Origin of the sequence: Mannheimia sp. E30BD (assembly GCF_041807785.1) — a bacterium.
GTDB lineage: Bacteria > Pseudomonadota > Gammaproteobacteria > Enterobacterales > Pasteurellaceae > Mannheimia.
On the sequence record NZ_JBGTYX010000008.1, the window covers coordinates 37471 to 63009 of the forward strand.

24 protein-coding genes, 1 pseudogene and 1 riboswitch are annotated in these 25539 nt (G+C 40.4%); of the genes and pseudogenes, 14 read left to right on the forward strand and 11 right to left on the reverse strand.

Going from position 1 to position 25539, the window contains the following annotated elements:
• Positions 1-7 precede the first annotated feature (7 nt).
• Genes ACERCG_RS06705 through ilvY form a run of 3 tightly spaced genes read left to right on the forward strand, consistent with a single transcriptional unit; the run spans position 8 to position 2791 of the window.
• Positions 8-748, forward strand: coding sequence for a DUF4422 domain-containing protein (locus tag ACERCG_RS06705; protein WP_373611278.1), 741 nt, complete (start codon positions 8-10; stop codon positions 746-748).
• 3 nt (positions 749-751) lie between these two features.
• Positions 752-1900: a UDP-galactopyranose mutase gene (gene glf / locus ACERCG_RS06710; RefSeq protein ID WP_373611279.1), complete on the forward strand. Its 1149-nt coding sequence runs from the start codon at positions 752-754 to the stop codon at positions 1898-1900.
• On the forward strand, positions 1901-2791 hold the full coding sequence (ilvY, locus tag ACERCG_RS06715) for an HTH-type transcriptional activator IlvY (RefSeq protein ID WP_373611280.1): 891 nt from the start codon (positions 1901-1903) through the stop codon (positions 2789-2791).
• A gap of 97 nt (positions 2792-2888) precedes the next feature.
• On the opposite strand, the gene lon is transcribed toward ilvY, so the two are convergent.
• The gene (gene lon, locus ACERCG_RS06720; protein WP_373611281.1) at positions 2889-5306 is read right to left on the reverse strand and encodes an endopeptidase La; all 2418 of its coding nucleotides are present in this window, start codon (positions 5304-5306) and stop codon (positions 2889-2891) included.
• Positions 5307-5510: 204 nt separating this feature from the next.
• A riboswitch (FMN riboswitch) is annotated at positions 5511-5636 on the forward strand.
• Between the two features lie 175 nt (positions 5637-5811).
• On the opposite strand from lon, the gene ribD reads away from it, so the two are divergent.
• The 4 genes from ribD to ribH all read left to right on the forward strand — a co-directional run bounded on the left by ribD (position 5812) and on the right by ribH (position 9410).
• Positions 5812-6909 (forward strand): bifunctional diaminohydroxyphosphoribosylaminopyrimidine deaminase/5-amino-6-(5-phosphoribosylamino)uracil reductase RibD, encoded by a 1098-nt coding sequence (gene ribD, locus ACERCG_RS06725; protein ID WP_373611282.1) that lies wholly within the window; start codon positions 5812-5814, stop codon positions 6907-6909.
• A gap of 98 nt (positions 6910-7007) precedes the next feature.
• Positions 7008-7655: a riboflavin synthase gene (gene ribE, locus ACERCG_RS06730; protein WP_373611283.1), complete on the forward strand. Its 648-nt coding sequence runs from the start codon at positions 7008-7010 to the stop codon at positions 7653-7655.
• 9 nt (positions 7656-7664) lie between these two features.
• Positions 7665-8867: a bifunctional 3,4-dihydroxy-2-butanone-4-phosphate synthase/GTP cyclohydrolase II gene (locus tag ACERCG_RS06735; protein ID WP_373611284.1), complete on the forward strand. Its 1203-nt coding sequence runs from the start codon at positions 7665-7667 to the stop codon at positions 8865-8867.
• 78 nt (positions 8868-8945) lie between these two features.
• On the forward strand, positions 8946-9410 hold the full coding sequence (ribH, locus tag ACERCG_RS06740) for a 6,7-dimethyl-8-ribityllumazine synthase (protein WP_373611285.1): 465 nt from the start codon (positions 8946-8948) through the stop codon (positions 9408-9410).
• Between the two features lie 45 nt (positions 9411-9455).
• Here ribH and lnt read toward each other — a convergent pair whose 3' ends face one another.
• Together lnt and corC are read right to left on the reverse strand one after the other, a co-directional pair.
• The gene (lnt, locus tag ACERCG_RS06745) at positions 9456-10961 is read right to left on the reverse strand and encodes an apolipoprotein N-acyltransferase (RefSeq protein ID WP_373611286.1); all 1506 of its coding nucleotides are present in this window, start codon (positions 10959-10961) and stop codon (positions 9456-9458) included.
• A gap of 56 nt (positions 10962-11017) precedes the next feature.
• Positions 11018-11929 carry a CNNM family magnesium/cobalt transport protein CorC gene (gene corC, locus ACERCG_RS06750; protein WP_373611287.1) on the reverse strand — a complete coding sequence of 304 codons (912 nt, stop codon included), beginning with the start codon at positions 11927-11929 and terminating at the stop codon, positions 11018-11020.
• Between the two features lie 139 nt (positions 11930-12068).
• Here corC and ACERCG_RS06755 point away from each other — a divergent pair, with 139 nt between their 5' ends.
• Entirely contained in the window at positions 12069-12677 is a 609-nt protein-coding gene (locus ACERCG_RS06755) for a DUF2057 family protein (RefSeq protein ID WP_373611288.1), read from the forward strand.
• 73 nt (positions 12678-12750) lie between these two features.
• Here the strand turns inward: ACERCG_RS06755 and ACERCG_RS06760 are convergent, their stop codons facing one another.
• Both ACERCG_RS06760 and ACERCG_RS06765 read right to left on the reverse strand, forming a co-directional pair.
• On the reverse strand, positions 12751-13143 hold the full coding sequence (locus ACERCG_RS06760) for a hypothetical protein (RefSeq protein ID WP_373611289.1): 393 nt from the start codon (positions 13141-13143) through the stop codon (positions 12751-12753).
• A 43-nt stretch (positions 13144-13186) separates the two neighbouring features.
• Complete coding sequence (locus ACERCG_RS06765) at positions 13187-13756, reverse strand: molecular chaperone (protein WP_373611290.1); 570 nt, start codon at positions 13754-13756, stop codon at positions 13187-13189.
• Positions 13757-13814: 58 nt separating this feature from the next.
• Between ACERCG_RS06765 and nfo the strand changes: the two genes are divergently transcribed.
• Positions 13815-14660: a deoxyribonuclease IV gene (nfo, locus tag ACERCG_RS06770; RefSeq protein ID WP_373611291.1), complete on the forward strand. Its 846-nt coding sequence runs from the start codon at positions 13815-13817 to the stop codon at positions 14658-14660.
• A 128-nt stretch (positions 14661-14788) separates the two neighbouring features.
• Complete coding sequence (locus ACERCG_RS06775; RefSeq protein ID WP_373611292.1) at positions 14789-15358, forward strand: C40 family peptidase; 570 nt, start codon at positions 14789-14791, stop codon at positions 15356-15358.
• Positions 15359-15408: 50 nt separating this feature from the next.
• Here ACERCG_RS06775 and ACERCG_RS06780 read toward each other — a convergent pair.
• Positions 15409-15866, reverse strand: a pseudogene (locus ACERCG_RS06780) (LexA family protein).
• Positions 15867-16040: 174 nt separating this feature from the next.
• Entirely contained in the window at positions 16041-16424 is a 384-nt protein-coding gene (grcA, locus tag ACERCG_RS06785; protein WP_373611293.1) for an autonomous glycyl radical cofactor GrcA, read from the reverse strand.
• 159 nt (positions 16425-16583) lie between these two features.
• On the opposite strand from grcA, the gene ung reads away from it, so the two are divergent.
• The 3 genes from ung to ACERCG_RS06800 are packed head-to-tail and all read left to right on the forward strand — an operon-like array spanning position 16584 to position 18670.
• Positions 16584-17255 carry a uracil-DNA glycosylase gene (gene ung, locus ACERCG_RS06790; protein WP_373611294.1) on the forward strand — a complete coding sequence of 224 codons (672 nt, stop codon included), beginning with the start codon at positions 16584-16586 and terminating at the stop codon, positions 17253-17255.
• A gap of 21 nt (positions 17256-17276) precedes the next feature.
• Positions 17277-18203 (forward strand): SPFH domain-containing protein, encoded by a 927-nt coding sequence (locus ACERCG_RS06795; protein WP_373611295.1) that lies wholly within the window; start codon positions 17277-17279, stop codon positions 18201-18203.
• Between the two features lie 23 nt (positions 18204-18226).
• Entirely contained in the window at positions 18227-18670 is a 444-nt protein-coding gene (locus tag ACERCG_RS06800; protein ID WP_373611296.1) for an NfeD family protein, read from the forward strand.
• A gap of 53 nt (positions 18671-18723) precedes the next feature.
• On the opposite strand, the gene hrpA is transcribed toward ACERCG_RS06800, so the two are convergent.
• The 4 genes from hrpA to grpE all read right to left on the reverse strand — a co-directional run bounded on the left by hrpA (position 18724) and on the right by grpE (position 24153).
• The gene (gene hrpA, locus ACERCG_RS06805) at positions 18724-22665 is read right to left on the reverse strand and encodes an ATP-dependent RNA helicase HrpA (RefSeq protein ID WP_373611297.1); all 3942 of its coding nucleotides are present in this window, start codon (positions 22663-22665) and stop codon (positions 18724-18726) included.
• Complete coding sequence (locus tag ACERCG_RS06810) at positions 22665-23117, reverse strand: DUF441 domain-containing protein (protein WP_373611298.1); 453 nt, start codon at positions 23115-23117, stop codon at positions 22665-22667. Before ACERCG_RS06810 ends, hrpA begins: the two co-directional genes overlap by 1 nt.
• A gap of 61 nt (positions 23118-23178) precedes the next feature.
• Positions 23179-23460, reverse strand: coding sequence for a hypothetical protein (locus tag ACERCG_RS06815; RefSeq protein ID WP_373611299.1), 282 nt, complete (start codon positions 23458-23460; stop codon positions 23179-23181).
• A gap of 96 nt (positions 23461-23556) precedes the next feature.
• Complete coding sequence (gene grpE, locus ACERCG_RS06820) at positions 23557-24153, reverse strand: nucleotide exchange factor GrpE (RefSeq protein ID WP_373611300.1); 597 nt, start codon at positions 24151-24153, stop codon at positions 23557-23559.
• Positions 24154-24379: 226 nt separating this feature from the next.
• Here grpE and ACERCG_RS06825 point away from each other — a divergent pair, with 226 nt between their 5' ends.
• A complete protein-coding gene (locus ACERCG_RS06825) occupies positions 24380-25468 on the forward strand; it encodes an extracellular solute-binding protein (protein WP_373611301.1) in 1089 nt (362 codons plus the stop codon).
• Positions 25469-25539 lie beyond the last annotated feature (71 nt).

Below are 25539 nucleotides of genomic sequence, written 5' to 3' on the forward strand. Positions count from 1 at the left end.
ACTAATAATGAAAATATTTATAGCAACTCATAAAGAGTTTAATTCAGTAGTCCCAATAAAGGATAGATACAATTATTATATTACCACTCAAGTTGGAATTGCAAAGGATCTAGGATATTTTAGGGAGAATCAACACAACTTTGATAACATAGCAGAAAAAAACATATCTTTTTGCGAATGTACTCTTTTATATTTTATTTGGAAGAATGTAAGGGATGATATCGTTGGGTTAGTACATTATCGTAGGTATTTTGCCAGAAAGAAATATTTTTGTAATATGGATGGTTTTACTTTCAAAAGAAGAAATTATGTTCCTATTAAGAAAGATGAGGTGGAAGAGATTCTTAAAGACTATGATATCATTATCCCTAAAAAATATCTCTTGGGTAAAACTTCTGTAAAGGAAAATTATTGTGATGCTCATCATGAGAAAGATTGGCTATTAACCAGAGATGCAATATTTGAACTTTACCCTGACTATTTAGGCTCATTCGATAAGGTAGGAAATGGAAATTTTTTATATTGTTATAATATGTTTGTTGGTAAGAAAAGAATTATTAATAAATATTGTGAATGGCTATTTGATATATTATTTAAACTAGAAAAACAGATAAAAATAGATAACTATTCAGATTATAACAAGAGAGTCTTTGGATTTATTGCAGAAAGATTGTTTACTGTGTGGATTATTCATAATAGTCATAATATTAAATTTTATGAGTATGAAGTTAAGCAAATAGAGAAATAGTATATGGAAAACTTCCTCCTAGTCGGTGCTGGCTTTTCTAATGCCGTTATCGCCCGTGAATTAGCAGAACAAGGCTATAAAGTAACCGTTATCGACCAACGTTCTCATGTGGCAGGTAACTGTCACTCTGAGCGTGATGCCGAAACGAATGTGATGGTACATATTTATGGACCACATATTTTTCATACAGATAACGAACGGGTATGGAATTATGTAAACCAATTCGGTGAATGGATGCCGTTTGTTAATCGGGTAAAAACGATTAGCCAAGGGGCTGTTTATTCATTACCAATTAACTTACATACTATTAACCAGTTCTTTGAGAAAACCTGTTCACCAAGTGAAGCAAAAGTGTTAATTGAAAGCCAAGCAGATCTCTCTATTCAAGATCCACAAACCTTTGAAGAGCAGGCAATGCGTTTTGTTGGCCGTGACTTGTATAAAGCCTTTTTCTATGGCTATACCAAAAAACAGTGGGGCGTTGAGCCAAAAGAGCTGCCGGCAAGTATTTTAAAACGCCTCCCTGTACGGTTTAATTATGATGATAACTATTTTGCTCACAAATTCCAAGGTATGCCGAAAGAGGGTTATACAGCCATTGTGGAAAATATGTTAAATCACGAAAATATCGAAGTTCGTTTAAATACGCCATTTGATGAGTCAATGAAAGCGGAATTTGATCATATTTTCTGGTCAGGTCCATTAGATGCTTACTTCGGTTTTGAATTGGGTCGTTTAGGTTACCGTACTTTGGACTTTGAAGCTTTCCGTGCAGAGGGAGATTATCAAGGAAATGCGGTAATAAATTATGGTGATGAAGAAGTACCTTATACTCGCATTTCCGAGCATAAGCATTTTGCCCCTTGGGAACAGCACGAAAAAACAATCTGTTATCGTGAATACAGCCGTTTTTGTGAAGAAAAAGATATTCCATACTATCCAATTCGTTTAGTGAAAGACAAAGCCTTGTTAAGCCAATATGTCGAAAAGGCAAATAAAGAAACACAAGTGACTTTTGTAGGGCGTTTAGGTACTTATCGCTATTTAGATATGGATGTAACCATTAAAGAAGCATTAGAAACTGCTGAGCAAATTAAATTGGCATTGCAGAGTAATCTTTCGCTAAAACCATTTTATGTTAGTGTATTATAAATGGACTTCCAAAGCCTTAAACTTTTCCTAGATATAGCCCAAAGCCGTAGTTTTATTCGCAGTGCGGAGAAGAATTATATGACGGCTTCCACTCTTACCCGCCATATTCAGCGTATGGAGGAGGAGCTAGGGCAGCCGTTGTTTTTGCGTGATAACAGGCAAGTCCATTTAACTGAAGCTGGGGAAAGGTTTTTGGCATTTGCTCAACAAGGTTGGGCAGAGTGGCAGCAGTTGCAAAACCAGTTGTCGCCTGTTCAGGGGGAGTTAGAGGGGGAGCTAAAAGTATTTTGCTCGGTAACGGCTTCTTACAGCCATTTGCCGCCGATTTTAGGGCGGTTTCGCCAAAAATATCCGAAAGTAGATATTAAACTAAGTACCGGCGATCCTGCTTTGGCATTGGAACAGGTTCAGTCATTGACTGCGGATATTTCGGTTGCGGGTAAGCCGGAATTTCTGCCGAATAATATTGTGTTTCACTATATTGATGATATTCAACTTTCTATTATTGCCCCTCGTGTGGCGAGCCAAGCCACTCAATTTTTGCAACAGTCGCCGATAGATTGGAAAAATATCCCCTTTATTTTGCCGGTGAACGGGCCGGTGCGAAAACGGATTGACCGTTGGTTTAAAGAGCAAAAAATCAAAGACCCGATTATTTATGCTACCGTCTCCGGACACGAAGCGATTGTGCCGATGGTTGCACTAGGCTTTGGGGTCGCACTGTTGCCGGATATTGTGATTAAGCATAGCCCGATGAATAATCAAGTTTCTTATGTGAATTTGCCCTCGCTGATAACCCCATTTGAGCTAGGCATTTGCGTTCAGCAAAGGCGGTTACAAGAACCGATTATCAACGCATTTTGGGCATTGTTACCCCAACTTCAAAAATAAAACAAGCGGTCATTTTCTCCTGATTTTTTGCAAAATCCTAAAGAAAAATGACCGCTTGTTAGCTTATTACCATAGGGCAGTGTGAACTGCCCTGAGATTATTGAACTACCGCTTTCGCACGTGATTTTCTCACCTTAATCGTCGTTTTTGGTAGCACATCTTTTGGCATCACTTCAATTCCCAGTGACGGATTTTCAAGGGCAATTGCCAGCACCTCATCAATCGTTTCCACTGCGTGAATACTTAATGCTGCTTTTGCATTTTCTGGAATTTCCTCTAAGTCTTTTTCATTCTCTTTCGGAATAATCACAGTAGTAATACCGCCACGATGGGCTGCGAGTAATTTCTCTTTTAAACCGCCGATAGGTAATACTTTACCTCTCAAGCTGATTTCACCAGTCATTGCGACTTCTTTGCGAACGGGGTTACCTGTTAGGCTTGAAATTAATGCAGTACACATCGCAATACCAGCACTTGGACCATCTTTTGGTGTCGCTCCATCTGGCACGTGAACGTGGATATCACGTTTTTCGTGGAAGTCTTCGGCAATCCCTAATTTATCTGCACGAGAACGAACCACCACCATTGCCGCTTGGATAGATTCTTTCATTACATCGCCTAATGAACCCGTGTAAGAGAATTTACCTTTACCCGCTACAGAAGCAGTTTCAATGGTTAATAAATCACCACCTACTTCTGTCCACGCTAAACCTGTTACTTCCCCAATGCGGTTCTGGCTATCCATTTTGCCGTAGTCAAAGCGTTTTACACCTAAATAGTCTTCAATATTGCTCTCAGAAACCGTAATCGATTTCAATTTTTTATCTAGCACTAAGGCTTTTACCGCTTTACGGCAGATTTTTGCAATTTCACGTTCAAGCCCACGCACGCCGGCTTCACGGGTGTAGTAGCGGATAATGCTTAAAATTGCACTATCTTCGACAGTGAGTTCGCCCTCTTGCAATCCGTTATTTTCTTGCTGTTTAGCCAGTAAATGATCACGAGCAATGTGCATTTTTTCATCTTCGGTATAGCCTGAAAGACGAATGACTTCCATACGGTCTAACAACGCTGGTGGAATATTCATTGAGTTTGAGGTTGCCACAAACATCACATCAGATAAATCGTAATCCACTTCTAAATAATGGTCGTTAAAGGCTTTATTTTGCTCTGGGTCCAGCACTTCAAGCAACGCTGAGGCTGGATCGCCACGCATATCTTGAGCCATTTTGTCGATTTCATCTAATAAAAACAGTGGGTTACGAACGCCAACTTTCGCCATTTTCATCATTAGAGAACCTGGCATTGATCCAATGTAAGTACGACGATGACCACGAATTTCCGCCTCATCACGCACACCACCTAACGCCATACGCACGTATTTACGCCCTGTGGCATTCGCAATAGATTGTCCAAGTGAGGTTTTACCCACACCTGGAGGACCAACTAAACAGAGAATTGGACCTTTTAATTTATTTAAACGACTTTGTACCGCAAGGTATTCCACAATACGATCTTTCACTCGTTCTAAACCGTAGTGGTCTTTATCCAGAACTTCCTGTGCTTTAGCTAAATCTTTCTTCACCGCTGATTTTTTATGCCAAGGCATTTGTAAAATCCAGTCGATATAAGTACGCACAACTGTTGCTTCTGACGAACTTTGTGGCATTGCTTTTAGCTTTTTAAATTCATTATCCAATTTCTCTTTTACGTTTGTTGGTAATTTAGCCGCATCAATTTTTTCTTTGAGCTTATCTAATTCGCTTTGCTCAACATCATCACCATTGCCTAATTCTTTCTGAATGGCTTTGATTTGCTCATTGAGATAGTAATCACGCTGGTTTTTCTCCATTTGTTGCTTCACACGGTTACGGATACGAGTTTCTGTTTCAAGGGTATCCATTTCCGTTGCCATCGCAATTAATAAGGCTTCAAAACGAGCGATGAGATTTGGTTGCTCTAATAATTCCTGTTTTTTCTTCACAGGGGCAATTAAGTTAGAGGCAATCGTATCGGCTAAGCGATCTTCCAGCGTAATTTTTTGCAGTTTAGGAATAATTTCTGCCGGAATTTTCTTATTATTTTTAACGTAATTTTCAAATTCGGTTAAGGTTGTTTTAGCAATGGTTTTTAATTCTTCATTGTCTTCATCATATTCAGAATAAATAGGCTGAATTGCTGCCCAGAAGCCATTTTCATCATCGTAAATTTGCTCAATTTTGGCACGAGTTTGCCCTTCAACCAGCACTTTTACTGTACCGTCTGGCAAATTCAACATTTGAATGATGTTAGCGGTTACGCCAACAGAATACATATCTTCTTTGCTTGGATCTTCTTTATTCGGGTCTTGCTGAGTAACTAAAAACAGTTGCTTATTCGAATCCATCGCCGAACGTAGGGCTTGAATTGATTTTTCACGACCTACAAATAACGGCATAACCATATAAGGGAATACCACTACATCACGCAATGGAAGTAGGGGTAATTCAATCGCTTTCTTTTTTCTTGGTGCCATAAATTTGCTCTCTCTATCTAAAATATCGTTATCCCATTATGAGGACGAATTTGGGAAAAACAAGGGAAAATTTGATTTATATTAAAAAAACTCGGCAGGCTTAAACAGTAGATGATGACGATTTAATCAATTGTTAAAACCAGAGCAATTTGCTCAATTTCTTGCTTGACATAAATGCCGAATGCGAGCAGAATTCTTACCAATTTTAATCTTCAGGGCAGGGTGAAATTCCCGATCGGCGGTAAAGTCCGCGAGCGAAACGAAAAAGGTTGAGCAGGAACTGGTGAAACTCCGGTACCGACAGTATAGTCTGGATGGAAGAAGAGGTTATCATATAAAAGCACCGTGCAAGCGGTTGTTTTTCGTTCCTTTTTTGCAAGCCTTGAGATCGTAAGATTTCAAGGCTTCATTATTTCATCAGCGGAATTTGCAAATTTTTGAGCAAAAATGACCGCTTGTATGGAAATAATCCTTTCATCACGCCCTCAATTTATCAAAAATTTATATGAATGATGCTCAATATATGGCTTACGCCATTGAACTTGCGAAAAAAGCTCAAGGTTGGACAAATCCTAATCCACTTGTGGGCTGTGTGATTGTGAAAAATGGAAAAATCGTTGCCGAAGGCTATCATAAAAAAGCAGGGGATTGGCACGCTGAACGTAATGCGATTTTAAATAGTAACGAAGAGCTTACCGGTGCTACGGCGTATGTCACGCTTGAGCCTTGTTGCCATCACGGGAGAACGCCACCTTGTTCTGATCTTTTAATTGAGCGAGGCATTAAAAAGGTATTTATTGGCTCTCGTGATCCAAATCCACTTGTTTCAGGCAAAGGAGCAGAGCAGCTTAGAGCAGCTGGGGTGGAAGTCGTTGAAGATTTTATGCGTGCAGAATGTGATGAATTAAACCCGATTTTCTTTCACTACATTCAAACCAAACGCCCGTATGTTTTGCTGAAATATGCAATGACGGCAGATGGCAAAATTGCCACCAGCACAGGCGAATCAAAGTGGATTACGGGCGAGCAAGCTCGAGCAAAAGTACAGGAAACTCGCCACCAATACAGCTCAATTATGGTGGGTGTTGAAACGGTGTTGGCTGATGACCCAATGCTCAACAGCCGAATGCCGAATGCGAAACAGCCAGTCAGAATTATCTGTGATAGCCAGTTAAGAACACCGTTAGCGAGTAAATTAGTGCAAACAGCGAAAGAATACCACACAGTGATCGCAACAGTGAACGAAGATGTGAAAACGCATAAAGCATATCAACAGTTTGGTGTGGAAATTGTGGTTACTAAAGCAGATAACAAGCGGGTAGATTTGCTCGATCTTTTGCAAAAACTAGGCGAAATGCACATTGACAGTTTGTTAATTGAAGGTGGTTCAAGTCTGAATTTCAGTGCTTTAAAAGCAGGTTGCGTAAACCGAGTGAATTGTTATATTGCCCCCAAATTAGTTGGCGGTAAAGAGGCGAAAACGCCAATTGGTGGCGAGGGAATTGGCGAGTTGGCACAAGCGGTCAAATTACATCTAAAATCTACCGAATTGATCGGGGAAGATATTTTGTTGGATTATGAAACAGCTTTTTTTCATAATTAAATTGAAATTCCCTTACTCTCGCCCGTTTACGGGAGAGGGGAATAATAAGATAAAACAGCTCTCAGACTAAATTGGGAGTAAATCGGAGAATAGTTTAAATGTTCACAGGTATTATCGAAGAAGTTGGTCAAATTGCACAAATAAAAAAGCAAGGCGAATTTGCGGTTGTTACGGTAAAAGCGAAAAAAGTACTTACTGATGTGCAATTAGGCGATAGCATTGCGGTAAATGGGGTTTGTTTAACGGTAACCTCTTTTACGAAAGAGCAATTTACCGCAGATGTAATGTCGGAAACGCTAAAACGTACTTCGCTTGGCGAATTAAGCCTGAACAGCCCTGTTAATCTTGAGCGAGCAATGGCAGCAAACGGGCGTTTTGGTGGACATATTGTGTCTGGACATATTAATGGTACAGGCATAGTTGCTGAAATTACCCCAGCGGATAATGCTACTTGGTATCGCATCAAGGCTTCGCCAAAATTGTTGCGTTACATTATTGAGAAAGGTTCAATTACCATTGATGGCATTAGCTTAACAGTAGTTGATGTAAATGAAGACTCATTTAGGGTATCGATTATTCCACATACTATTAAGGAAACGAATTTAGGCTCAAAGAAAATTGGTAGCCTTGTCAATTTAGAGAACGATATTGTGGGGAAATATATCGAACAGTTTTTATTGAAAAAAGAGCCTGAAGATTCTCCAAGTAAACTGACAAGCGATTTTCTAAAAAACGCAGGATTTTAAGGATAAATAATGTTTAAATTTTCAACTGTAGAAGAGGCTATCCAAGCGATTGCCGCAGGTAAAATTATTTTAGTGAGTGATGATGCTGATCGTGAAAACGAGGGTGATTTCATCTGTGCAGCAGAATTTGCAACACCAGAAAATATTAACTTTATGGCGAAATATGGCAAAGGTTTAATTTGTACGCCAATATCCTCCGAGATTGCGGAGCGATTAGATTTTCATCCAATGGTAGTGGTCAATAAAGATAATCATCAAACAGCGTTCACGGTTTCGGTTGATTATATTGAAACTGGCACGGGCATCTCAGCTTTTGAGCGTTCTTTAACTTGTTTGAAGATCTTAGATGAAAATGCAAAAGCAGAAGATTTCCGCCGTCCGGGGCACGTCTTCCCATTAGTTGCTAAAGATGGTGGGGTATTGGTGCGTAACGGTCATACCGAAGCAACGGTGGATTTGGCTCGACTTGCGGGTTTAAAACCAGCAGGGCTTTGTTGTGAAATTATGGCGGAAGACGGTACAATGATGCAAATGCCTGAACTTCAAGCCTTTGCGAAAGAACATAATATGCCGTTTATTACCATTCAGCAGCTACAAGAATACCGTAGAAAACACGATAGCTTAGTTGATATGGTGTCGGTTGTGAATATGCCAACTAAACACGGCGAATTTAAAGCTCATAGCTTTGTTGAAACTTTGTCTGGCAAAGAACACGTTGCACTGGTAAAAGGCGATATTGGCGATGGCGAAAATGTATTATGCCGTATTCATTCAGAATGTTTAACAGGCGATGCGTTTGGCTCTCAACGTTGCGATTGCGGACAACAATTTGCCGCTGCAATGAGCCAAGTAGAGGCTGAAGGCAGAGGTGTTGTGCTTTACTTACGCCAAGAAGGGCGGGGTATTGGTTTAATCAACAAACTACGTGCTTATGAATTGCAAGACAGGGGAATGGATACGGTGGAGGCCAATTTGGCTCTCGGCTTTAAAGATGATGAACGTGAATACTACATTGCGGCTCAAATGTTCGAAAAACTTGGCGTGAAGTCGATTCGCTTGCTCACTAATAATCCTGCAAAAATCGAAGGGCTTATTGAGCAAGGTTTAAATGTGGTGGCTCGTGAGCCAATTATGGTTGAACCAAACGAACACGATTTAGAATATCTCAAAGTTAAACAACATAAAATGCGACATATGTTTAATTTTGAATAATGTATCAATTCAAAAGATAAAGAGGCGAAATATTTTTCGCCCCTGCAGGATAATTTATTTTCATAGAAGGAAACAAAAATGGCAACATTTCAAGGCAACTACGTTGCAACAGGCTTAAAATTCGGTATCGTAGCAACAAATTGGCACAAAATCTTTATCGATCAGCTATTAAACGGTGCAACGGATAAACTACTTCGTCACGGTGTTGAAGAAAAAAATATCGACACAGTTTGGGTGCCGGGTGCATTAGAGATTGCTATTGCAGCGAAAAAAATGGCACAAAGCGGAAAATATGATGCCATTATCTGTTTAGGTGCGGTAGTGCGTGGGGCAACCAGCCACTATGATGTGGTAGTAAATGAATCAGCAAAAGGGATTAGCACTACAGCGTTAGAAACCGGCGTGCCGATTATCAACGGTATTTTAACAGTTGAAAACCTAGAACAAGCGATTGAGCGTTCAGGTACTAAAGCAGGTAATAAAGGCGAAGAGTGTGCAATGGTGGCGATTGAAATGGCTAACCTATTAAAAGATTTGGGCTAATAGATGAAAATAACCCCCTTAGAAAATTATTCTAAGGGGGTTATTTTATCTTCTTCTCATCAAGAAGCTTACGCTTAAACTGATTAAGCTCAATCCATAAATCAACCAAATGCCAAATTGTTTAAAAGGTGTATCGCCTTTGGTTGGCTGAATGGTTGAAGTCAATACATCAGCCGTAAATTGCGGAAGTTGATGGGTAACTTGCCCATTGTGATCAACTACGGCGGTAATCCCTGTATTCGCAGACCGAACAAGTGGTTTACCAAGTTCTAACGCGCGCATTCTTGCCATTTGGAAGTGCTGCCAAGGGCCGATACTTGAACCGAACCAGGCATCATTGGTAATGGTTAAGAGATAATCCGCATTTTGGCTTTTTTGGTTTTGTTGAACCTGATTACCAAAAATAATTTCATAGCAAATCGCCATATTAAAACGGTTATTTTTTGCTGTCATTGAGCGTTGAATAAAATCACCCTGTGAAAGATTAATAGGCAGAATAAAGACTTCTCGCATCCAATCTAACACCGAGCCAAACGGCACATATTCGCCAAACGGCACGAGATGGTGTTTGTTATAACGCTCGCTGGCGTGTAAGCCATAAGGCTTATTTTGCCCCAATAGTACGGCACTATTAAATAATTCCTCTTTTTCATTTTCATAGAGCGTGCCGATAATAATCTCACTGCCCGTTTGACGAGAGAGATTATCCAATGTTCCCAAAATTCCCCCGATTTGATTTTCAAGGGCAGGAATTGCCGATTCAGGCAAAATAATCACATCACTTTTACCTAAATGTGGAAGAACGAGTTGCTCGTAGGTTTTCACACTAAAATTGAAATGTTGCGGATCCCACTTCATTTTCTGCTCAATATTACCTTGCACAAGGCTGACGACAAGCGACTGTTTTTCTTCATCAATTTGCACAAAGTTAAGAAAATGAGTTGCAAAACTTATTGAAAAAATGACCGCTAGTAAGGCAAGTGATTTAAGTGGTTCACTCTCTTGTTTTAATATTTGGACTAAATAGCCACTTGCTACTATTACAAGAAAAGTTAATCCTTCTACCCCTAAAATTGGTGCAATACCAGCGAAAGGGCTGTCAATTAAACTATAGCCAAATTGTAGCCAAGGGAAACCCGTAAACACTATGCCACGCAAATACTCGGTAAAATTGAAAATGGCGGCGAGAGCAAACGGATTATTCAGCTTGAATTTGTATGAAAGAAAGCTGAACAGCACATTATAAATCGCTAAATAGCAAGCGAGTAGGAAAACAGCGATATAGCTGACCACCACAGGTACACCGCCGAATTGAGTCATACTCACAGACACCCAATTCACGCCCGTGCAGAAATAACCGATAGACCAAGCAAATGTTGCCCATAGTGCCGTTTTTCTTTGATTCAGCGTGGCAGCCCAAACTAAGCCTGCACCAGAAACAAAGGCAAGAAGCCAAATATCAAAAGGAGAGTAGGCGAAAGTGCCGATTGCACCAAGTAAAAGAGCAATGATACAAGCGGTCAAAATTGAAGGATTTTTTGCAAAATTCATAGTTCTCACTAAATAAGAGAGGCACACCTAAACGTGCCTTTTGAAATCAAATAGTGTTATTCTTCTTCGCTTTGCGAGTGTTGTTCCATTTTTTCTAACTGTTCATCAGAAAGTGTCACTCGCAATTGAATTAACTGACGGCTATTGGCAGAAGTAACTTTAAAACCAACGCCGTCTAACTCAATTTGTTCATCTCGTTTCGGGAAGTAACCAAAGGCTTTCATCACTAAGCCGCCGATGGTATCTACTTCTTCATCGTTAAAGTTGGTAGCAAAAAAGTCATTGAATTTTTTGATGTCGGTCAGTGGTAGCACCGCATAAGTATGCCTTGAAAGCTGACGGATTGGCTGAACTTCTTCTTCATCAAACTCATCATCAATATCGCCCACAATTTGTTCAAGAATATCTTCAATGGTCACTAAGCCTGAAACTGCACCAAATTCATCCACCACAATCGCCATATGAAAACGCTCAGAGCGGAACTCTTTTAGCATTCTGTCTAATCGTTTACTTTCAGGCACGATCACTGCTTGGCGAAGGATTTCTTGCAGATTGAACGGTTCGGAATCAGAACGTAAATATTTGAGTAAATCTTTAGAATGAAGAATGCCTTCAATGGTATCTTTTTCACCGCGAATAACAGGGAAACGAGAGTGAGCAGATTCAACAATGACATCAATAAAGCTCTCTAATGGCTCGTTAGCATCAATAAAGACAATTTGAGAGCGAGGGATCATAATATCCCGAACACGAAGTTCAGAGATTTCCATCACGCCTTCAATCATCTCTTTTGTATCACTATCAATTAATTCATTTTCGGCGGAATCACGAATAACTTCGACTAAATCTTCACGGTTTTTCGGTTCATTTTGGAAAAGATTGCCGAATAAAGTATGCAAAATAGATTTTTTCTCTGATTTTTCTGTTGTGTTTACGCCTATATTTGCACTTTGTTGTTCATCACTCATAGTTTGTTCCAGTTAAATAAATTACGCCTATAATAAGCAAATTCGATAACAAATCAAATAAAACATTGCTATTTTTACTCAAATTAGCATAGGATAGGCAAAGTCTTTTTTGTTTCTTAAATTATTTTGGGAGTTTGAAATGAAATTAACTAAGATGGCATTAACGGCAGCAGCTTTAGTTGTAAGCTCGATGAGCGTAGCAGGTACATTAAGTTCCTCCAATATGGTTGAAATTCTAGCCTTTGACGGACAACGTGTAAAAAAAGGCACAACTTCAGTACAAATCAGTGAAAATAAAACTCATCAAGTTGTTGTGGAAGTTGGCGGTACAGTTGAGGGTGATTTTTTTACCTCGGATCAAATGATTTTAACCTTTCAAGGCACAGCAGAGAATGCTAAATTAGAAGCACCGAGATTAAATTCAAAATTAGATCTGCGTAAATTTAGAGAGAACCAAACAGTAACGATTAAAACCGACTCTGGAAAAGTCATTAGCCACAAACAAGATTTCTTAAAAGGAGAGGGATTTTTAGCAGGTACTCGTGTAGAAGAAAATTTGAGCAAATATAATTTAGGTAAAAACATTGCTTCTGTCGAAAAATTCGCAGCTAAACCGCTTGAGGCAAAAGGGCAAATTGTTGTTGATACGAATAAAGTTTCAGTAGCTGAATTACAACTTTTATTCCAAAAAGCAGATAAAGAAACGCAAAAACATTTCTTAAACTGGGCTAAGCAAAACGCAAAATAATATTATCTTTACAAGCGGTCATTTTTCTCAAGTTTTTGCAAAAATTCACGAAAAAGAACCGCTTGTATTTTCATTACCAGCAGTAGTAGCAATAACGCCAGCCACCCCAACTGCCCCAATACATTTCTCTCTCGTAGTTCCAACGCATTTCTTCGAGTTCTTGTTGAGACTTATAGTTTTGCCACGCCATTTTATAGCAGGCTTGGAACATTGGATCGTTCACTTTTTCAGTATAACGCTTTTTAAATGCGGCTGCTTCTTTTTCGGTTTGACTAAGTGGCGGATTAAATTGCTGGTGTAGCAATTCTGCGGTTTCAACATCGCACTGTTTTGCCAGTTGCACTTGCAAATCTTGCTCCGATCTTACTTGTTTCGCTCTGCGTTCTGCTTGCTGCTCAGGTGTTAAAGCACAGGCAGTTAAAATGAATGAAAGCGAAAGAGTTAAACCTAATTTTGCTATTTTCATATCCAAATCCTTATATCCAAATTCTCTTAGTTGAATTGGTTATTTATTCTACTGCTTCTTGCTCGTCTTCTTCAAGCTCATCAGCCATTGCACTCAAGGCATCACGGGTTAATTGAGCGAGAGCTTTATAAAAACCGCTATCAAAGGCTTCTACTTTGCCTAAAAATTGACTAGCACAAGGGAGTAAAAAGCGTTCAAATAGTGCTTTTTGTGCAAGTGTGGAGTCAAGGTTATCTTCCATCCACGAGGCAGTTAAAAGTAATAATGCGACGTGATCTACATTCTCTAATGCGGGCATTGCTCGCTCTTGGCGGAAGGCAACAAAATCTTCAACTGATAACCCATAGGCAGAAATTGTTGTAGCAATAGCTCCATTTTCTGTAAAAAGTGCTTGATAGCTTGCTTCTAATTGCGTAGGGTTAGCACTCTTTTGCAAGATAGTTAGGGCATTTTCGCTTTGGGTATCTGTGCTTAATGCCCAATGTTGGCGTAATCCGCCCTGTGTAAGCCAATTAAATGTGCCAGCGAGAATTGGATCGGTTGGGTTACGGTAAAATAAATTGCCAAATAGGCGGCAAAGTAGTGAAAAATCGTTGATGGTTGTTTCGCTCATAATATTAAATAAGTAAATAAAAGTCGTATTAGTATAACAGAACATCAGAGAGGACAGAATGAAATATATTGGGGCTCACGTTAGTGCTTCGGGTGGGGTAGAGAATGCGGTTCTACGTTCAGTAGAAATTGGTGCTAATGCTTTTGCTTTATTTACGAAAAATCAACGTCAGTGGCAAGCTCCGCCATTAAAGGCAGAGACCATTGAAAAATTTAAGCGATTTTGTGCCGTACATCATTTTTCAGCAGAGCAAATTTTGCCACACGATAGTTATTTAATTAACTTAGGCAATCCAGAAGCAGAAGCGTTAGCAAAATCTCGCACCGCATTTATTGATGAAATGAGTAGAGCGAATCAACTTGGTTTGAAATTGCTGAATTTTCACCCTGGCTCGCACTTAAAGCAAATTTCTGAACAAGATTGTTTAGCTCGAATTGCAGAATCGATTAATATCGCAGTTGAGAAAGTGCCAAATGTAGTAGCTGTCATTGAAAATACAGCAGGGCAAGGCTCTAATTTGGGATGGCATTTTGACCATTTAGCAAAAATTATCGAGCAAGTAGAAGATAAAAGCCGTGTAGGGGTATGTTTGGATACTTGCCATTTATTTTCGGCTGGCTACGATATTAGCAGTTATGAAAAAAGTGAGATGGTATTTGATGATTTTAATCAAACGGTTGGTTTTCATTATTTAAGAGGAATGCACTTAAACGGCTCGAAAACGCCATTAGGTAGCCGAGTAGATAGACATCATACGTTAAGAGAAGGCACAATTGGCACAGAAGTTTTTGCATTTATTATGCAAAATTCAAAATTTGACTGTGTTCCGCTTATTTTAGAAACAGTTTTGCCTGAAATTTGGGCAGATGAAATAAAATTTCTTCGCACATTGGAACTAAAATAGGTTATACTGGTCTTAGATGTCGGTCTGGAGCAATCCAGACTTTTGCTTTGTATATTGTTCTGATCTTTTGAAGATCCTAAGTAAGGAATAAACCGCTGTAATTGTTCTGGCGAGACGAGATATTAATTATGAAAAAAAATCTTTTTGCAGTAACCCTAAAACCGTTATTCATCACTTCCATTTTAGCTGTTTTTGGTAGTTATTCTTCTATTGCTGTTGCGAGTTTAAGTACAAAACCAGCAACGCCAAATCAAATTGTTGCAAGTAAAGCAGAAAGATTATCTAAATCTTCTATCTCAACAAACCGCCCTCAACATTCCTCTCGTGCAGAACAAACTGCGAGTAACAGTAATCGTATTAATAGTGTTTATCGTAACTGGGTTGGCACACGTTACCGTATGGGGGGCACAACCAAAGCGGGCATTGATTGCTCTGCTTTTGTCCGTGAGGTAATGGGGAAAGCATTCAATAAAAATATGCCTCGTTCAACCGCAGGACAGCGTCATATTGGACGTTCTATTTCAAAATCAGATTTACGCCCGGGCGATTTAGTTTTCTTCCGTAAAAACCACCATGTTGGTGTTTATATCGGTAATGGGAAATTTATCCACGCTAGCACAAGCCGTGGAGTAATGACAAGTTCATTATCGGAGCGTTACTGGTCAAGAACTTATACCCAATCTCGCCGAGTAATTTAATTAAAGATTGATAAGGACACTAAATGAGTGTCCTTATTTTATTTTCTATTTTATGCTGCACGCTGTTTACTTTGTGTAAATGCTCCACGGGTACGCATTTGATGTACTACATTGGTAATTACACCGGAAATTCTTATCTCATTCCAGTCAGTAATTCTCAAATTTGGTTCGCTTACATTTAATGAAAACAGGATTTTTTCATTCACACCTTGTGCATTTTCAAGCTCACTAAAGAATTGATAGAATTTATATTCGCCATTTTTTTCTAGTACCAATAAATCATTCACTAAATATTGATCGGTATTTTCTACAATCAGTAAATCATCCAGTTCAATTCCCCACGCAATTAAATTAGGATTTTTAACGTGAATAAAAAAGTGTCTGTTGGGCGTTTAATACAGAGTGAATTAAGATCAAGTTTTACAGAACGACTGCTGTTAAAATCCCGATAAAGTGGAATTGGTTGATAAGATGCCGTTTGTGCTGAAATTTGTTTTAATGAAGCCATTGTAAGATCCCCTATCTGTCTTTTTATACAGGTTATTTTACTGTGCAAAAAAACAGTGTCAATACTTTATTTAAATTTTTTTGTAAATTTAACCAGTATTTTGACCGCTTGTTATTCTCTACCAAGCAACAAAAAAGCACCCCATTGGGTGCTTCTTCATATTAAAAGCTGTTATTATAGGCTTTCAGTGAAAGTACGAGTAATCACATCACGTTGTTGTTCAGGAGTTAGTGAGTTGAAACGCACTGCATAGCCTGAAACACGAATAGTTAATTGTGGATATTTCTCTGGGTTTTGAATAGCATCTTCTAATGTTTCACGGCGTAAAACATTCACGTTTAAGTGCTGACCACCTTCCACTTTGATAGTTGGTGCAACATTTACCGGTACTTCACGGTATGCGATGTCGCCTAATTCGCTGATGGCAACAATTTGATCTTCTTGGTAGCCAGCTTTAGCCGCTAAGCAACGAGCTTCGTTTTTAGCTTCATCTAATAACCAAAAAGAGTTTAATAAGTTGCTATTGTCTGATTTAGTGATTTGTACACCTTTAATCATTTTAGTTCTCCTATAAAGTTAAAAATTATGAAAAAAGTTTAAATGTTCAAATTTATTTGAAATTATTGTACCTCTTTTTAGATAAAAAGCGATAAAAATTTAACCATTTTTAGCTTAAAATATTCTACTTGAACAAAATTTAATCACAAGGGCGTTTTTATGAAAACTTGGACAGAAGCCTTAGGCGAAGAAAAGCAGAAAGATTATTTTCAACAGATTTTGCAATATGTTCATAATGAACGGTTGGCAGGAAAAGTGATCTATCCACCCCAAAATGAGGTATTTAGTGCTTTTGCTTTAACCGAATTTAGTGAGGTAAAGGTGGTGATTTTAGGGCAAGATCCATATCATGGGCCAAATCAAGCACACGGATTAGCGTTTTCTGTTAAGCCTCCCGTTGTTCCACCGCCATCTTTGTTGAATATGTATAAGGAATTATCCGATGATATTGAGGGATTTCAGATTCCACATCACGGCTATTTAATTGATTGGGCAAAACAAGGCGTGTTTATGCTAAATACTAGCCTGACTGTGGAGCAAGGTAGAGCAGGCTCGCATTCACAAATTGGTTGGGAAGCCTTTACTGATAAAGTTATTACTCAATTAAATGAACACCGAGAGAATTTAGTTTTTTTACTTTGGGGCAGCCACGCTCAGCGAAAAGGACAGTTTATTGATCGCAATCGCCACTGTGTATTAGCTTCTCCGCACCCATCGCCACTATCTGCTTATCGTGGATTTTTTGGCTGTAAACATTTTTCAAAAGCAAATAATTACTTGATTTCAAAACAAATATCCCCAATTAATTGGCAACTACCGATTGAAATTTAATCATTCATTTAAAGGAGAAAAATGATGGAATTTGAACTACCGTTTTTAGGTTTGGCATTTGTGATTTTGGTATTGGTTGTATTAACTTCAACCATCAAAATTGTGCCACAGGGGTATCATTGGACAATCGAACGTTTCGGGCGTTATACCAAAACCCTCACACCGGGACTGAATATTGTATTACCTTTTATTGACAGAGTAGGTCGAAAAATCAATATGATGGAACAGGTGTTAGATATTCCTTCGCAAGAGGTTATTTCTCGTGATAATGCTAGCGTGTCGATTGATGCAGTCTGCTTTGTACAAACCATTGACGCCCGCCGAGCAGCTTATGAAGTGAATAATTTAGAGCAGGCGATTGTTAATTTAACTATGACGAATATGCGTACTGTACTAGGTTCGATGGATTTAGATGATATGCTTTCACAGCGTGATATTATTAATAGTCGCTTGCTTTCGATTGTTGATGAAGCCACTAATATTTGGGGCGTGAAAGTAACTCGTATCGAAATTCGTGATGTTCGCCCACCAAAAGAATTAGTGGCGGCGATGAATGCTCAAATGAAAGCAGAACGTAATAAGCGTGCAGATATTTTAGAAGCAGAAGGTATTCGACAAGCGGAAATCTTGCGTGCCGAAGGTGAAAAGCAATCTCGTATTTTAAAAGCAGAGGGTGAACGTCAAGAAGCATTTTTACAAGCAGAAGCTCGAGAACGTGCAGCGGAAGCAGAGGCAAAAGCAACTCAAATGGTATCTGACGCTATCGCCAAAGGAGATACCACCGCTATTAATTATTTCATCGCCCAAAAATACACAGAAGCATTGAAAGATATTGGCTCGGCAGAAAACAGCAAAGTGGTGCTAATGCCATTAGAGGCCAGCAACTTAATCGGCTCTGTGGCAGGTGTTGCTGAATTATTAAAAGGGACTCAAAATAGTAGCAAGTAATTCTGCTTTTACAAGGAGAAAATATGGAGTGGCTATTTAATTGGAAAGGTTGGTTAATTCTAGGCTTTGTATTACTGGCGTTAGAATTAATCATTCCCGGTGTATTTATTATGTGGTGGGGGCTTTCCGCTATTTTACTAGCAGTTTTGGTCTGGTTATTGCCTCCTTTATCTGTAGGCATTCAGATTAGCGGCTTCGCCCTACTTGCCATTGTTTTTAGTCTGATTTGGTGGAAGTATCAACATTCTAAAGACAAGCAAAATGATAAATTTACCTCGCTCAATTCAAGAGAACAATCAATGATTGGTATGCAAGGTGTTATTGTTGAGATTTTGGAAAATGGTATTGCCAGAGGCAAGTTCGGCGACACCACTTGGCGAGTTATTGGCTCAGAACTTCATTTAGGTGATAAAGTACAAGTTCAACGTGTTGATGGGATTACCTTGTATGTAACCAAAGTGATTTAATAAAAACAAGCGGCTACAAAAAGCATCGCTTTTTGTAGCCGCTTGTTGCATTTCTAAAGCTCTTTTATCAAATTCAAAATCCGCTTATCAGAAATCGGATATTTCGTGCCAAGCTGTTGAGCAAACAGGCTGACCCGCAATTCTTCAATCATATAGCGAATTTCCAAGACCTCATCAGGAACGGCTTTCGATTTCGGTAACTTGTTTAACAGCTGTTTATAGGCTTCTTGCACCTGTTCGACCCGTAGCATTTTGGCTCGGTCGGTGTTGCTATCGACCACCAACTTGTCTAAACGGCGTTCAATTGCGGTAAGGTAGCGGTGCAGATCGCCTAAGCGTTGGTAGCCGGTTTGCGTCACAAAATTCGGATAAATCAGCCCGTCAATTTGAGCCTTAATATCACTTAACGCAAACGCCATTGTGAAATCCAGCTTGCCTTTTAAGCGTTTACTCAGCTCATAAGCCAGCGTTAAACATTTCTCCACCTGTTTGGCAATTTCCACCGTTGTTTCATTCAGATTTGCCCGAATGTGTTCGTGCAGTTGGTTGAATTTCTCTTCGTTCCAGACAAAACCGCCGAAATCATCAATCAATTTATCCACTGCGCAGGCGATACAGTCGTCAATCAGCTCCATCACTTTGCCGAACGGGGCGAAATATAAACCGAGTTTGGCTTTATTCGGCAGTTTTTCGTGCAGATATTTAATCGGCGATGGCACATTCAACAACAGCAGACGGCGTAAACCTGCCCGCATTGCCCGTGCTTGTTCAAACTCTGTTTCAAACAGCTTCACGCCAACCGCCGTTTGCTCATCAACAATCGCAGGGTAGGCTTTCACGCTGAAATGGGCTTTTTTCTGCTCGTAGAATTGCGGTAGTTCGGCAAAATTCCAAATATGCACGCCACTCTGCTCAATGCCGTCATCGGCAATGTTGGAAAGTGTGTTCTGCACCTCATCTTTGAGGGCAAATTTCAGTTCGTCTAAATTTTCGCTCTCTTGTAGTTTTTTGCCTTTGTCGTCCACTACACGGAAAGTCATTCGCAAATGTGGCGGCAGCTGGCTGATGTCCCACTGCTCAATATCTACCAGCACGCCCGTCATTCGGCGAAGTTCGTAACTTAAACTCTCCAACAACGGCTTTTTAAACGGTTCGGCACGCCCTAAAAAGGCGTCCGCATAGTTCGGAGCCGGCACAAAATTTCGGCGGAGCGATTTCGGCAAGCTCTTAATCAGCGACACAATCAGCTCGTGGCGAAGTCCCGGTATTTGCCAATCAAAGCCTTCGGGTTCGACTTGGTTGAGCAACGGCAGTGGAATATGCACCGTCACGCCATCGTGATCTTTCCCCACTTCAAACTGATAGCTGAGTTTGAGTTTCAGGTCATTTTGATGCCAGAAATTCGGGAAATCCAGCTCGCTCGCCAAGTTGGCGTTGTCGTTAATCAGGAACGATTTTTCAAAATTGAGCAGTTCAGGATCGTTTTTCGAGGCGATTTTCCACCACGAATCAAAGTGTTTGGCGGAAACCACTTCCGTGCCGACCCGCTGATCGTAAAACTCAAACAGTACCTGCTCGTCCACCAAAATATCACGGCGGCGAGATTTGTGTTCCAACGCTTCCACTTCACGGATCAAGCGGTGATTTTCTTTGAAAAATTTGTAATTGTTATGCCACTCGCCTTCCACCAATGCCGAGCGGATAAAAATTTCACGGCTGACACTAGGGTCAATCGAGCCATAATTGACAGGGCGTTGTGCCACAATCGGAATGCCGAACAGTGAGACTTTTTCCGATGCCATCACCGCTCCTTTGGACTTCGCCCAGTGCGGTTCGCTATAACTGGATTTGGTTAAATGCACCGCCAACGGTTCGACCCATTCCGGCTCAATCCGTGCCACCATTCGCCCCCAGAGTTTAGTGGTTTCTACTAATTCCGCTGCCATCACCCATTTCGGCTGTTTTTTGAAAAGCACCGAGTTCGGGAAGATAAAGAAGTGAGCGTTTCTCGCCCCTAAATAGTGCATTTTTTCGTTATCTTTCAAGCCGATATGCGACAGCAAGCCGGTCAGCAGAGCGGTATGAATCGGCTGATAAGCTGCCGGTTCACTGTTAATTTTCAGCCCCATTTCCCGCACTGCGAGGCGGAGTTGGTGATAAATATCCTGCCACTCCCGCACACGGTTGTAGTTGAGGTAATCCTTACGGCAAAGGTTGCGGAACTGGTTTTTCGACAGCTCTTTTTGTTGGGTTTGAATAAAGTGCCACAAATTCACAAACGCCAAGAAATCGCTCTCTTTATCGGCAAAACGGCGATGTTTGTCGTCCGCCGACTGTTGTTTCTCCTGCGGGCGTTCTCGAGGATCTTGGATTGAGAGAGCAGAGACGATCATCATCACTTCGTGCAATGAGCCGTTTTTCGTCGCTTCCACAATCATTCGGCCTAAACGGGGATCGACAGGAAGTTGAGCGAGTTGGCGGCCGATTTGGGTAAGACGATGTGTAGGGACACCACGCTTGGTGTCCGTTGCGACATTTTTTGCGGACGCCAAGCGTGGCGTCCCTACGGCGATAGCACCTAATTCTTCAAGTAACCGAATCCCGTCCTGAATCTGACGGCTATCAGGAGCATCAACAAACGGGAACGAGGCAATGTCGCTCAATCCAAGCGAGGTCATCTGCAAAATCACCGAAGCCAAATTGGTTCGCAAAATTTCCGGATCGGTAAACTTCGGGCGGCCGTTGAAATCTTCCTCTGAGTAGAGGCGGATACAGATCCCCTCTGAAATCCGCCCACAACGCCCCTTTCGCTGGTTGGCAGAGGCTTGAGAAATCGGCTCAATCGGCAACCGCTGTACTTTGGTGCGGTAGCTATAACGGGAAATCCGAGCCGTACCCGTATCAATCACATATTTGATATTCGGAATGGTAAGCGAGGTTTCCGCCACATTGGTTGCCAGAATAATGCGATTTAAGCCGCCACTTGGCTGGAAAATCCGTTGCTGTTCTGATGCTGACAAACGGGCGTAGAGTGGCAGAATTTCGGTGTGGCGAAGTTCCTGTTTTTGCAGGGCTTCGGCGGTGTCCCGAATTTCCCGTTCGCCGTTCATAAAAATGAGAATATCGCCTCGCCCTTCGGCTTGTAGCTCATCAACCGCATTTAAAACCCCTTGCAGTTGGTCTTGATCTTCCTCTTCAACAATCGGACGATAACGTACTTCCACAGGGAAAGTCCGCCCAGACACTTCAATAATCGGGGCATTGTTAAAATGTTTGGAGAAGCGTTCCACATCAATGGTGGCGGAGGTGATGATCACTTTCAGATCAGGGCGTTTGTGCAAAATTTGCTTTAAATAGCCCAAGATGAAATCGTTATTCAGCGAACGCTCGTGAGCTTCGTCAATAATCAGCGTATCGTACTGATTGAGGTAGCGATCGTGCTGAATTTCAGCCAGCAGAATACCGTCTGTCATCAGTTTAACAAGGCTGTTTTCGCTGACCTGATCGTTAAAACGGACTTTATAACCGATCGTCTCACCCAGCTCCGATTTCAGCTCTTCGGCAATACGGGTCGCCACAGAACGAGCGGCAATTCGGCGAGGCTGGGTATGGCCGATTAAGCCCTTCACGCCTCGCCCCAGCTCCAAGCACATTTTCGGCAACTGGGTGGTTTTGCCCGAACCGGTTTCACCCGCAATGACGACTACTTGATTTTCTGCAATCAGCTTTAAAATTTCTTCACGGCGGGCAGAAACCGGCAGATCGGGATAGTCGATTTTGAGGTTTTGAGCGTGCTGTTGGCGGGCGAAAAAGCGAGCCTGACAAGCATTAAGATCTTGCTGAATTTCGTCTAAAACTGATCGCTTGTTTGCTTCATTTTTGATATTTTCCGCCCCTTTTAATCGGCCGAGCAGACGGCGGAAATCGCTGGTGGTGATATTTTCCAGTTTGACAAGCGGTTGATTTTTCTGCTTTTTATGCAACAGTTCAGTCATTATGATTTTCCTAACACAAGCGATAAAATACCGGCGGCAATCAGAGGCCCGACAGGTACGCCTTTAAATAATGCTACACCGATAATCGTACCAATCAGCAGTCCAGTGACTAATACAGGCTGATTGCCCATCAAGCTCACGCCTCGTCCACCAAGCCACGCTACCAGTACGCCGGCAAGAATCGAAAAGAGCATTTGCCAGTTTAGCAATCCGCTTAAATCGGGCAGGGTAATCCGCCCCGACACCAGCGGACTGAGAACACCGATGGTGAGAATAATAATCCCGATTTTTAAACCGTATTGATCGACAAACGGAATGTATTTAGACAGCAGGGTTTGTTGCATAATCAGCAACACCGCAGCGGAAATTGTGACTGCACTGTTCTGGCTGACTAAACCCAGTATAATCAGTACCACTAAAAGTAGGGCAACAGAGTTGAATTGTAATGTCATCGTTATCTAAAATGTAAAAACCCTTACCTCAAAGAAGTAAGGGCGGTTAAAAGAATGGAGGTTAGTTGATAAATTTCATTAGGCTCATCATAATCCCAACACCGGCGACAATTAATCCCGCCATTTTATAGAGCATATTATTAAAACTCTCTTGTAGGCGATTTTCTAATTGGGCAATTCTTAATTCGAATTCCTGTTTGGTTAGAAGTTGGCTTTGACTCTGCTCCAATGCCCTATCTAGGGCATCAGCAAATGCCTCCGCCATTTCCTGCGTTTGGTTGGCTTCTTGCAAGCGTTTGACAAAACGCAATTTATCAAATCGTAGGCTCATTGTCGCTTCCATATTAATTTCCTCTTGTGGTTAAGTTATTAATCAATCTAGCATAACCACAAGTAGGCGTTTGGGTTAATTTTGTGATCTTTGTCGAAAATCTAAAATTTAGTTTGCTACCATTACCATTGCTGGGCGAATCACTCGTCCGTGTAAAGTGTAACCTTTTTGTAATACAGTGCTAATATGGTTTGATTCAACTCCTTCGGCAGGCTGCATTGAAATGGCTTCGTGTAATTCTGGATTGAATGCTTCGCCTACTTCGCCAATCGCTACTACACCAAATTTAGCAAGGGTATTGATGAACTCTTTGTGAGTCATCTCAACACCATCAACTAGAGCTTGGGTGGTTTCATCAGTAACGGCTTTATCTAATGCATCTAAGCCACGTTCTAGGTTATCAACTACATTTAACAACTCTTTCGAGAATTTCTCTAAAGCAAATTTGTGAGCTTTTTCTACATCTTGTTCTGTACGTCGGCGAATATTTTGAATTTCTGCCTGAGCTCGTAATTGAATATCCTGCTCACGTTTATCAGCTTCTGCAATATAGGCTTCTAATTCAGCAATGCGAACTTGAGCAAGTGCTAAAGGATCTTCTTGCGGTGCATTTTGTTCTTCTTGCTCTGCTTCTTCATTTACAACTTCAGCTTGAATTTCTTCTTGTTTTAGTTCTTCTTGTACGTTTTCATTTTGAATAGTCATTTTTAATCCTCTTAACACCTAATAGAAAGTATAAAATTTTCTTTAATATAGCGATAAATTAAGGGATTTCAAGCTCATTATTACGTTTTTTTACCAAAAAATTACATTTCTTGATAAGAAAAGGCTTGCAAAATCTAAGGGGTGGCTTAAAATTCCCTAGTCTTTAATAACGCCCTTAGGCAAGGCTATATTTTTTAATCACTTTTCTTTAACGGAGAAAACTTAAATGAAAAAATTAGCGGGTTTATTTGCAGCAGGTTTAGCAACAGTTGCATTAACAGCGTGTAATGAAGAAAAAGCAGCAGGCACAACTGCGGCAGAAGCGAAACCTCAAGCAACAAATCAAACAGTTCACCTTTATACTTGGACTGAGTATGTTCCTGAAGGCTTGTTAGATGACTTTACCAAAGAAACCGGTATTAAAGTAGAAGTTTCAAGTCTTGAATCTAACGAAACAATGTACGCTAAATTAAAATTACAAGGTAAAGATGGTGGTTATGATGTTATTGCACCATCAAACTACTTTGTTTCTAAAATGGCTAAAGAAGGAATGTTAGCAGAATTAGATCACGCTCAACTTCCGGTAATTAAAGAATTAAACCAAGATTGGTTAAATAAACCTTATGATCAAGGTAACAAATACTCATTACCACAATTATTAGGCGCTCCGGGTATTGCATTTAGTACAGCAGATTACAAAGGTGATGCTTTTACTTCTTGGGGTGATTTATGGAAACCTGAGTTTGCGAACAAAATTCAATTATTAGATGATGCTCGCGAAGTGTTCAATCTTGCATTATTAAAATTAGGTAAAAACCCTAATACAACAGATCCTGAAGAAATCAAAGCAGCTTACGAGGAGCTATTAAAACTTCGTCCAAATATTCTTGCCTTCAACTCAGATAACCCTGCAAACGCATTTATTTCTGGTGAAGTATCAGTAGGTCAGTTATGGAACGGTTCAGTGCGTATTGCGAAGAAAGAAAACGCACCAATTGATATGGTATTCCCACAAGAAGGTCCTGTTCTTTGGGTGGATACTTTAGCGATTCCTGCAAACGCGAAAAACAAAGAAAACGCACATAAATTAATCAACTACTTATTAAGTGCAAAAGTAGCTGAAAAATTAACGTTAGAAATTGGCTACCCAACTTCAAACGTTGAAGCGTTAAAAGTATTGCCTAAAGAGATTACTGAAGACCCATCAATTTATCCAACAGCAGATATTTTACAAAAATCTCAATGGCAAGATGATGTAGGCGATGCAATTGAGCTTTACGAAAAATACTATCAAGAGTTAAAAGCCGCAAAATAACGGTTGATTAATTCTTAAGCCTCTAGGGAGAAATCTCTGGAGGCTTTTTCTTCCTTGCAAAAAATTTGAAA

Excerpts from the sequence above, each read along its gene's own strand:
- ACERCG_RS06800 (WP_373611296.1), top strand. The coding sequence starts at position 18,227 with ATGGAGTGGCTATTTAATTGGAAAGGTTGGTTAATTCTAGGCTTTGTA.
- lnt (WP_373611286.1), bottom strand. The coding sequence starts at position 10,961 with ATGAATTTTGCAAAAAATCCTTCAATTTTGACCGCTTGTATCATTGCT.
- ACERCG_RS06755 (WP_373611288.1), top strand. The coding sequence starts at position 12,069 with ATGAAATTAACTAAGATGGCATTAACGGCAGCAGCTTTAGTTGTAAGC.
- ung (WP_373611294.1), top strand. The coding sequence starts at position 16,584 with ATGAAAACTTGGACAGAAGCCTTAGGCGAAGAAAAGCAGAAAGATTAT.
- grpE (WP_373611300.1), bottom strand. The coding sequence starts at position 24,153 with ATGACTATTCAAAATGAAAACGTACAAGAAGAACTAAAACAAGAAGAA.
- ACERCG_RS06735 (WP_373611284.1), top strand. The coding sequence starts at position 7,665 with ATGTTTAAATTTTCAACTGTAGAAGAGGCTATCCAAGCGATTGCCGCA.
- nfo (WP_373611291.1), top strand. The coding sequence starts at position 13,815 with ATGAAATATATTGGGGCTCACGTTAGTGCTTCGGGTGGGGTAGAGAAT.
- ACERCG_RS06810 (WP_373611298.1), bottom strand. The coding sequence starts at position 23,117 with ATGACATTACAATTCAACTCTGTTGCCCTACTTTTAGTGGTACTGATT.
- ACERCG_RS06775 (WP_373611292.1), top strand. The coding sequence starts at position 14,789 with ATGAAAAAAAATCTTTTTGCAGTAACCCTAAAACCGTTATTCATCACT.
- grcA (WP_373611293.1), bottom strand. The coding sequence starts at position 16,424 with ATGATTAAAGGTGTACAAATCACTAAATCAGACAATAGCAACTTATTA.
- ACERCG_RS06795 (WP_373611295.1), top strand. The coding sequence starts at position 17,277 with ATGATGGAATTTGAACTACCGTTTTTAGGTTTGGCATTTGTGATTTTG.
- ACERCG_RS06765 (WP_373611290.1), bottom strand. The coding sequence starts at position 13,756 with ATGAGCGAAACAACCATCAACGATTTTTCACTACTTTGCCGCCTATTT.
- hrpA (WP_373611297.1), bottom strand. The coding sequence starts at position 22,665 with ATGACTGAACTGTTGCATAAAAAGCAGAAAAATCAACCGCTTGTCAAA.
- ACERCG_RS06705 (WP_373611278.1), top strand. The coding sequence starts at position 8 with ATGAAAATATTTATAGCAACTCATAAAGAGTTTAATTCAGTAGTCCCA.
- glf (WP_373611279.1), top strand. The coding sequence starts at position 752 with ATGGAAAACTTCCTCCTAGTCGGTGCTGGCTTTTCTAATGCCGTTATC.
- ribE (WP_373611283.1), top strand. The coding sequence starts at position 7,008 with ATGTTCACAGGTATTATCGAAGAAGTTGGTCAAATTGCACAAATAAAA.
- ACERCG_RS06825 (WP_373611301.1), top strand. The coding sequence starts at position 24,380 with ATGAAAAAATTAGCGGGTTTATTTGCAGCAGGTTTAGCAACAGTTGCA.
- lon (WP_373611281.1), bottom strand. The coding sequence starts at position 5,306 with ATGGCACCAAGAAAAAAGAAAGCGATTGAATTACCCCTACTTCCATTG.
- ACERCG_RS06815 (WP_373611299.1), bottom strand. The coding sequence starts at position 23,460 with ATGGAAGCGACAATGAGCCTACGATTTGATAAATTGCGTTTTGTCAAA.
- corC (WP_373611287.1), bottom strand. The coding sequence starts at position 11,929 with ATGAGTGATGAACAACAAAGTGCAAATATAGGCGTAAACACAACAGAA.
- ACERCG_RS06760 (WP_373611289.1), bottom strand. The coding sequence starts at position 13,143 with ATGAAAATAGCAAAATTAGGTTTAACTCTTTCGCTTTCATTCATTTTA.
- ribH (WP_373611285.1), top strand. The coding sequence starts at position 8,946 with ATGGCAACATTTCAAGGCAACTACGTTGCAACAGGCTTAAAATTCGGT.
- ilvY (WP_373611280.1), top strand. The coding sequence starts at position 1,901 with ATGGACTTCCAAAGCCTTAAACTTTTCCTAGATATAGCCCAAAGCCGT.
- ribD (WP_373611282.1), top strand. The coding sequence starts at position 5,812 with ATGAATGATGCTCAATATATGGCTTACGCCATTGAACTTGCGAAAAAA.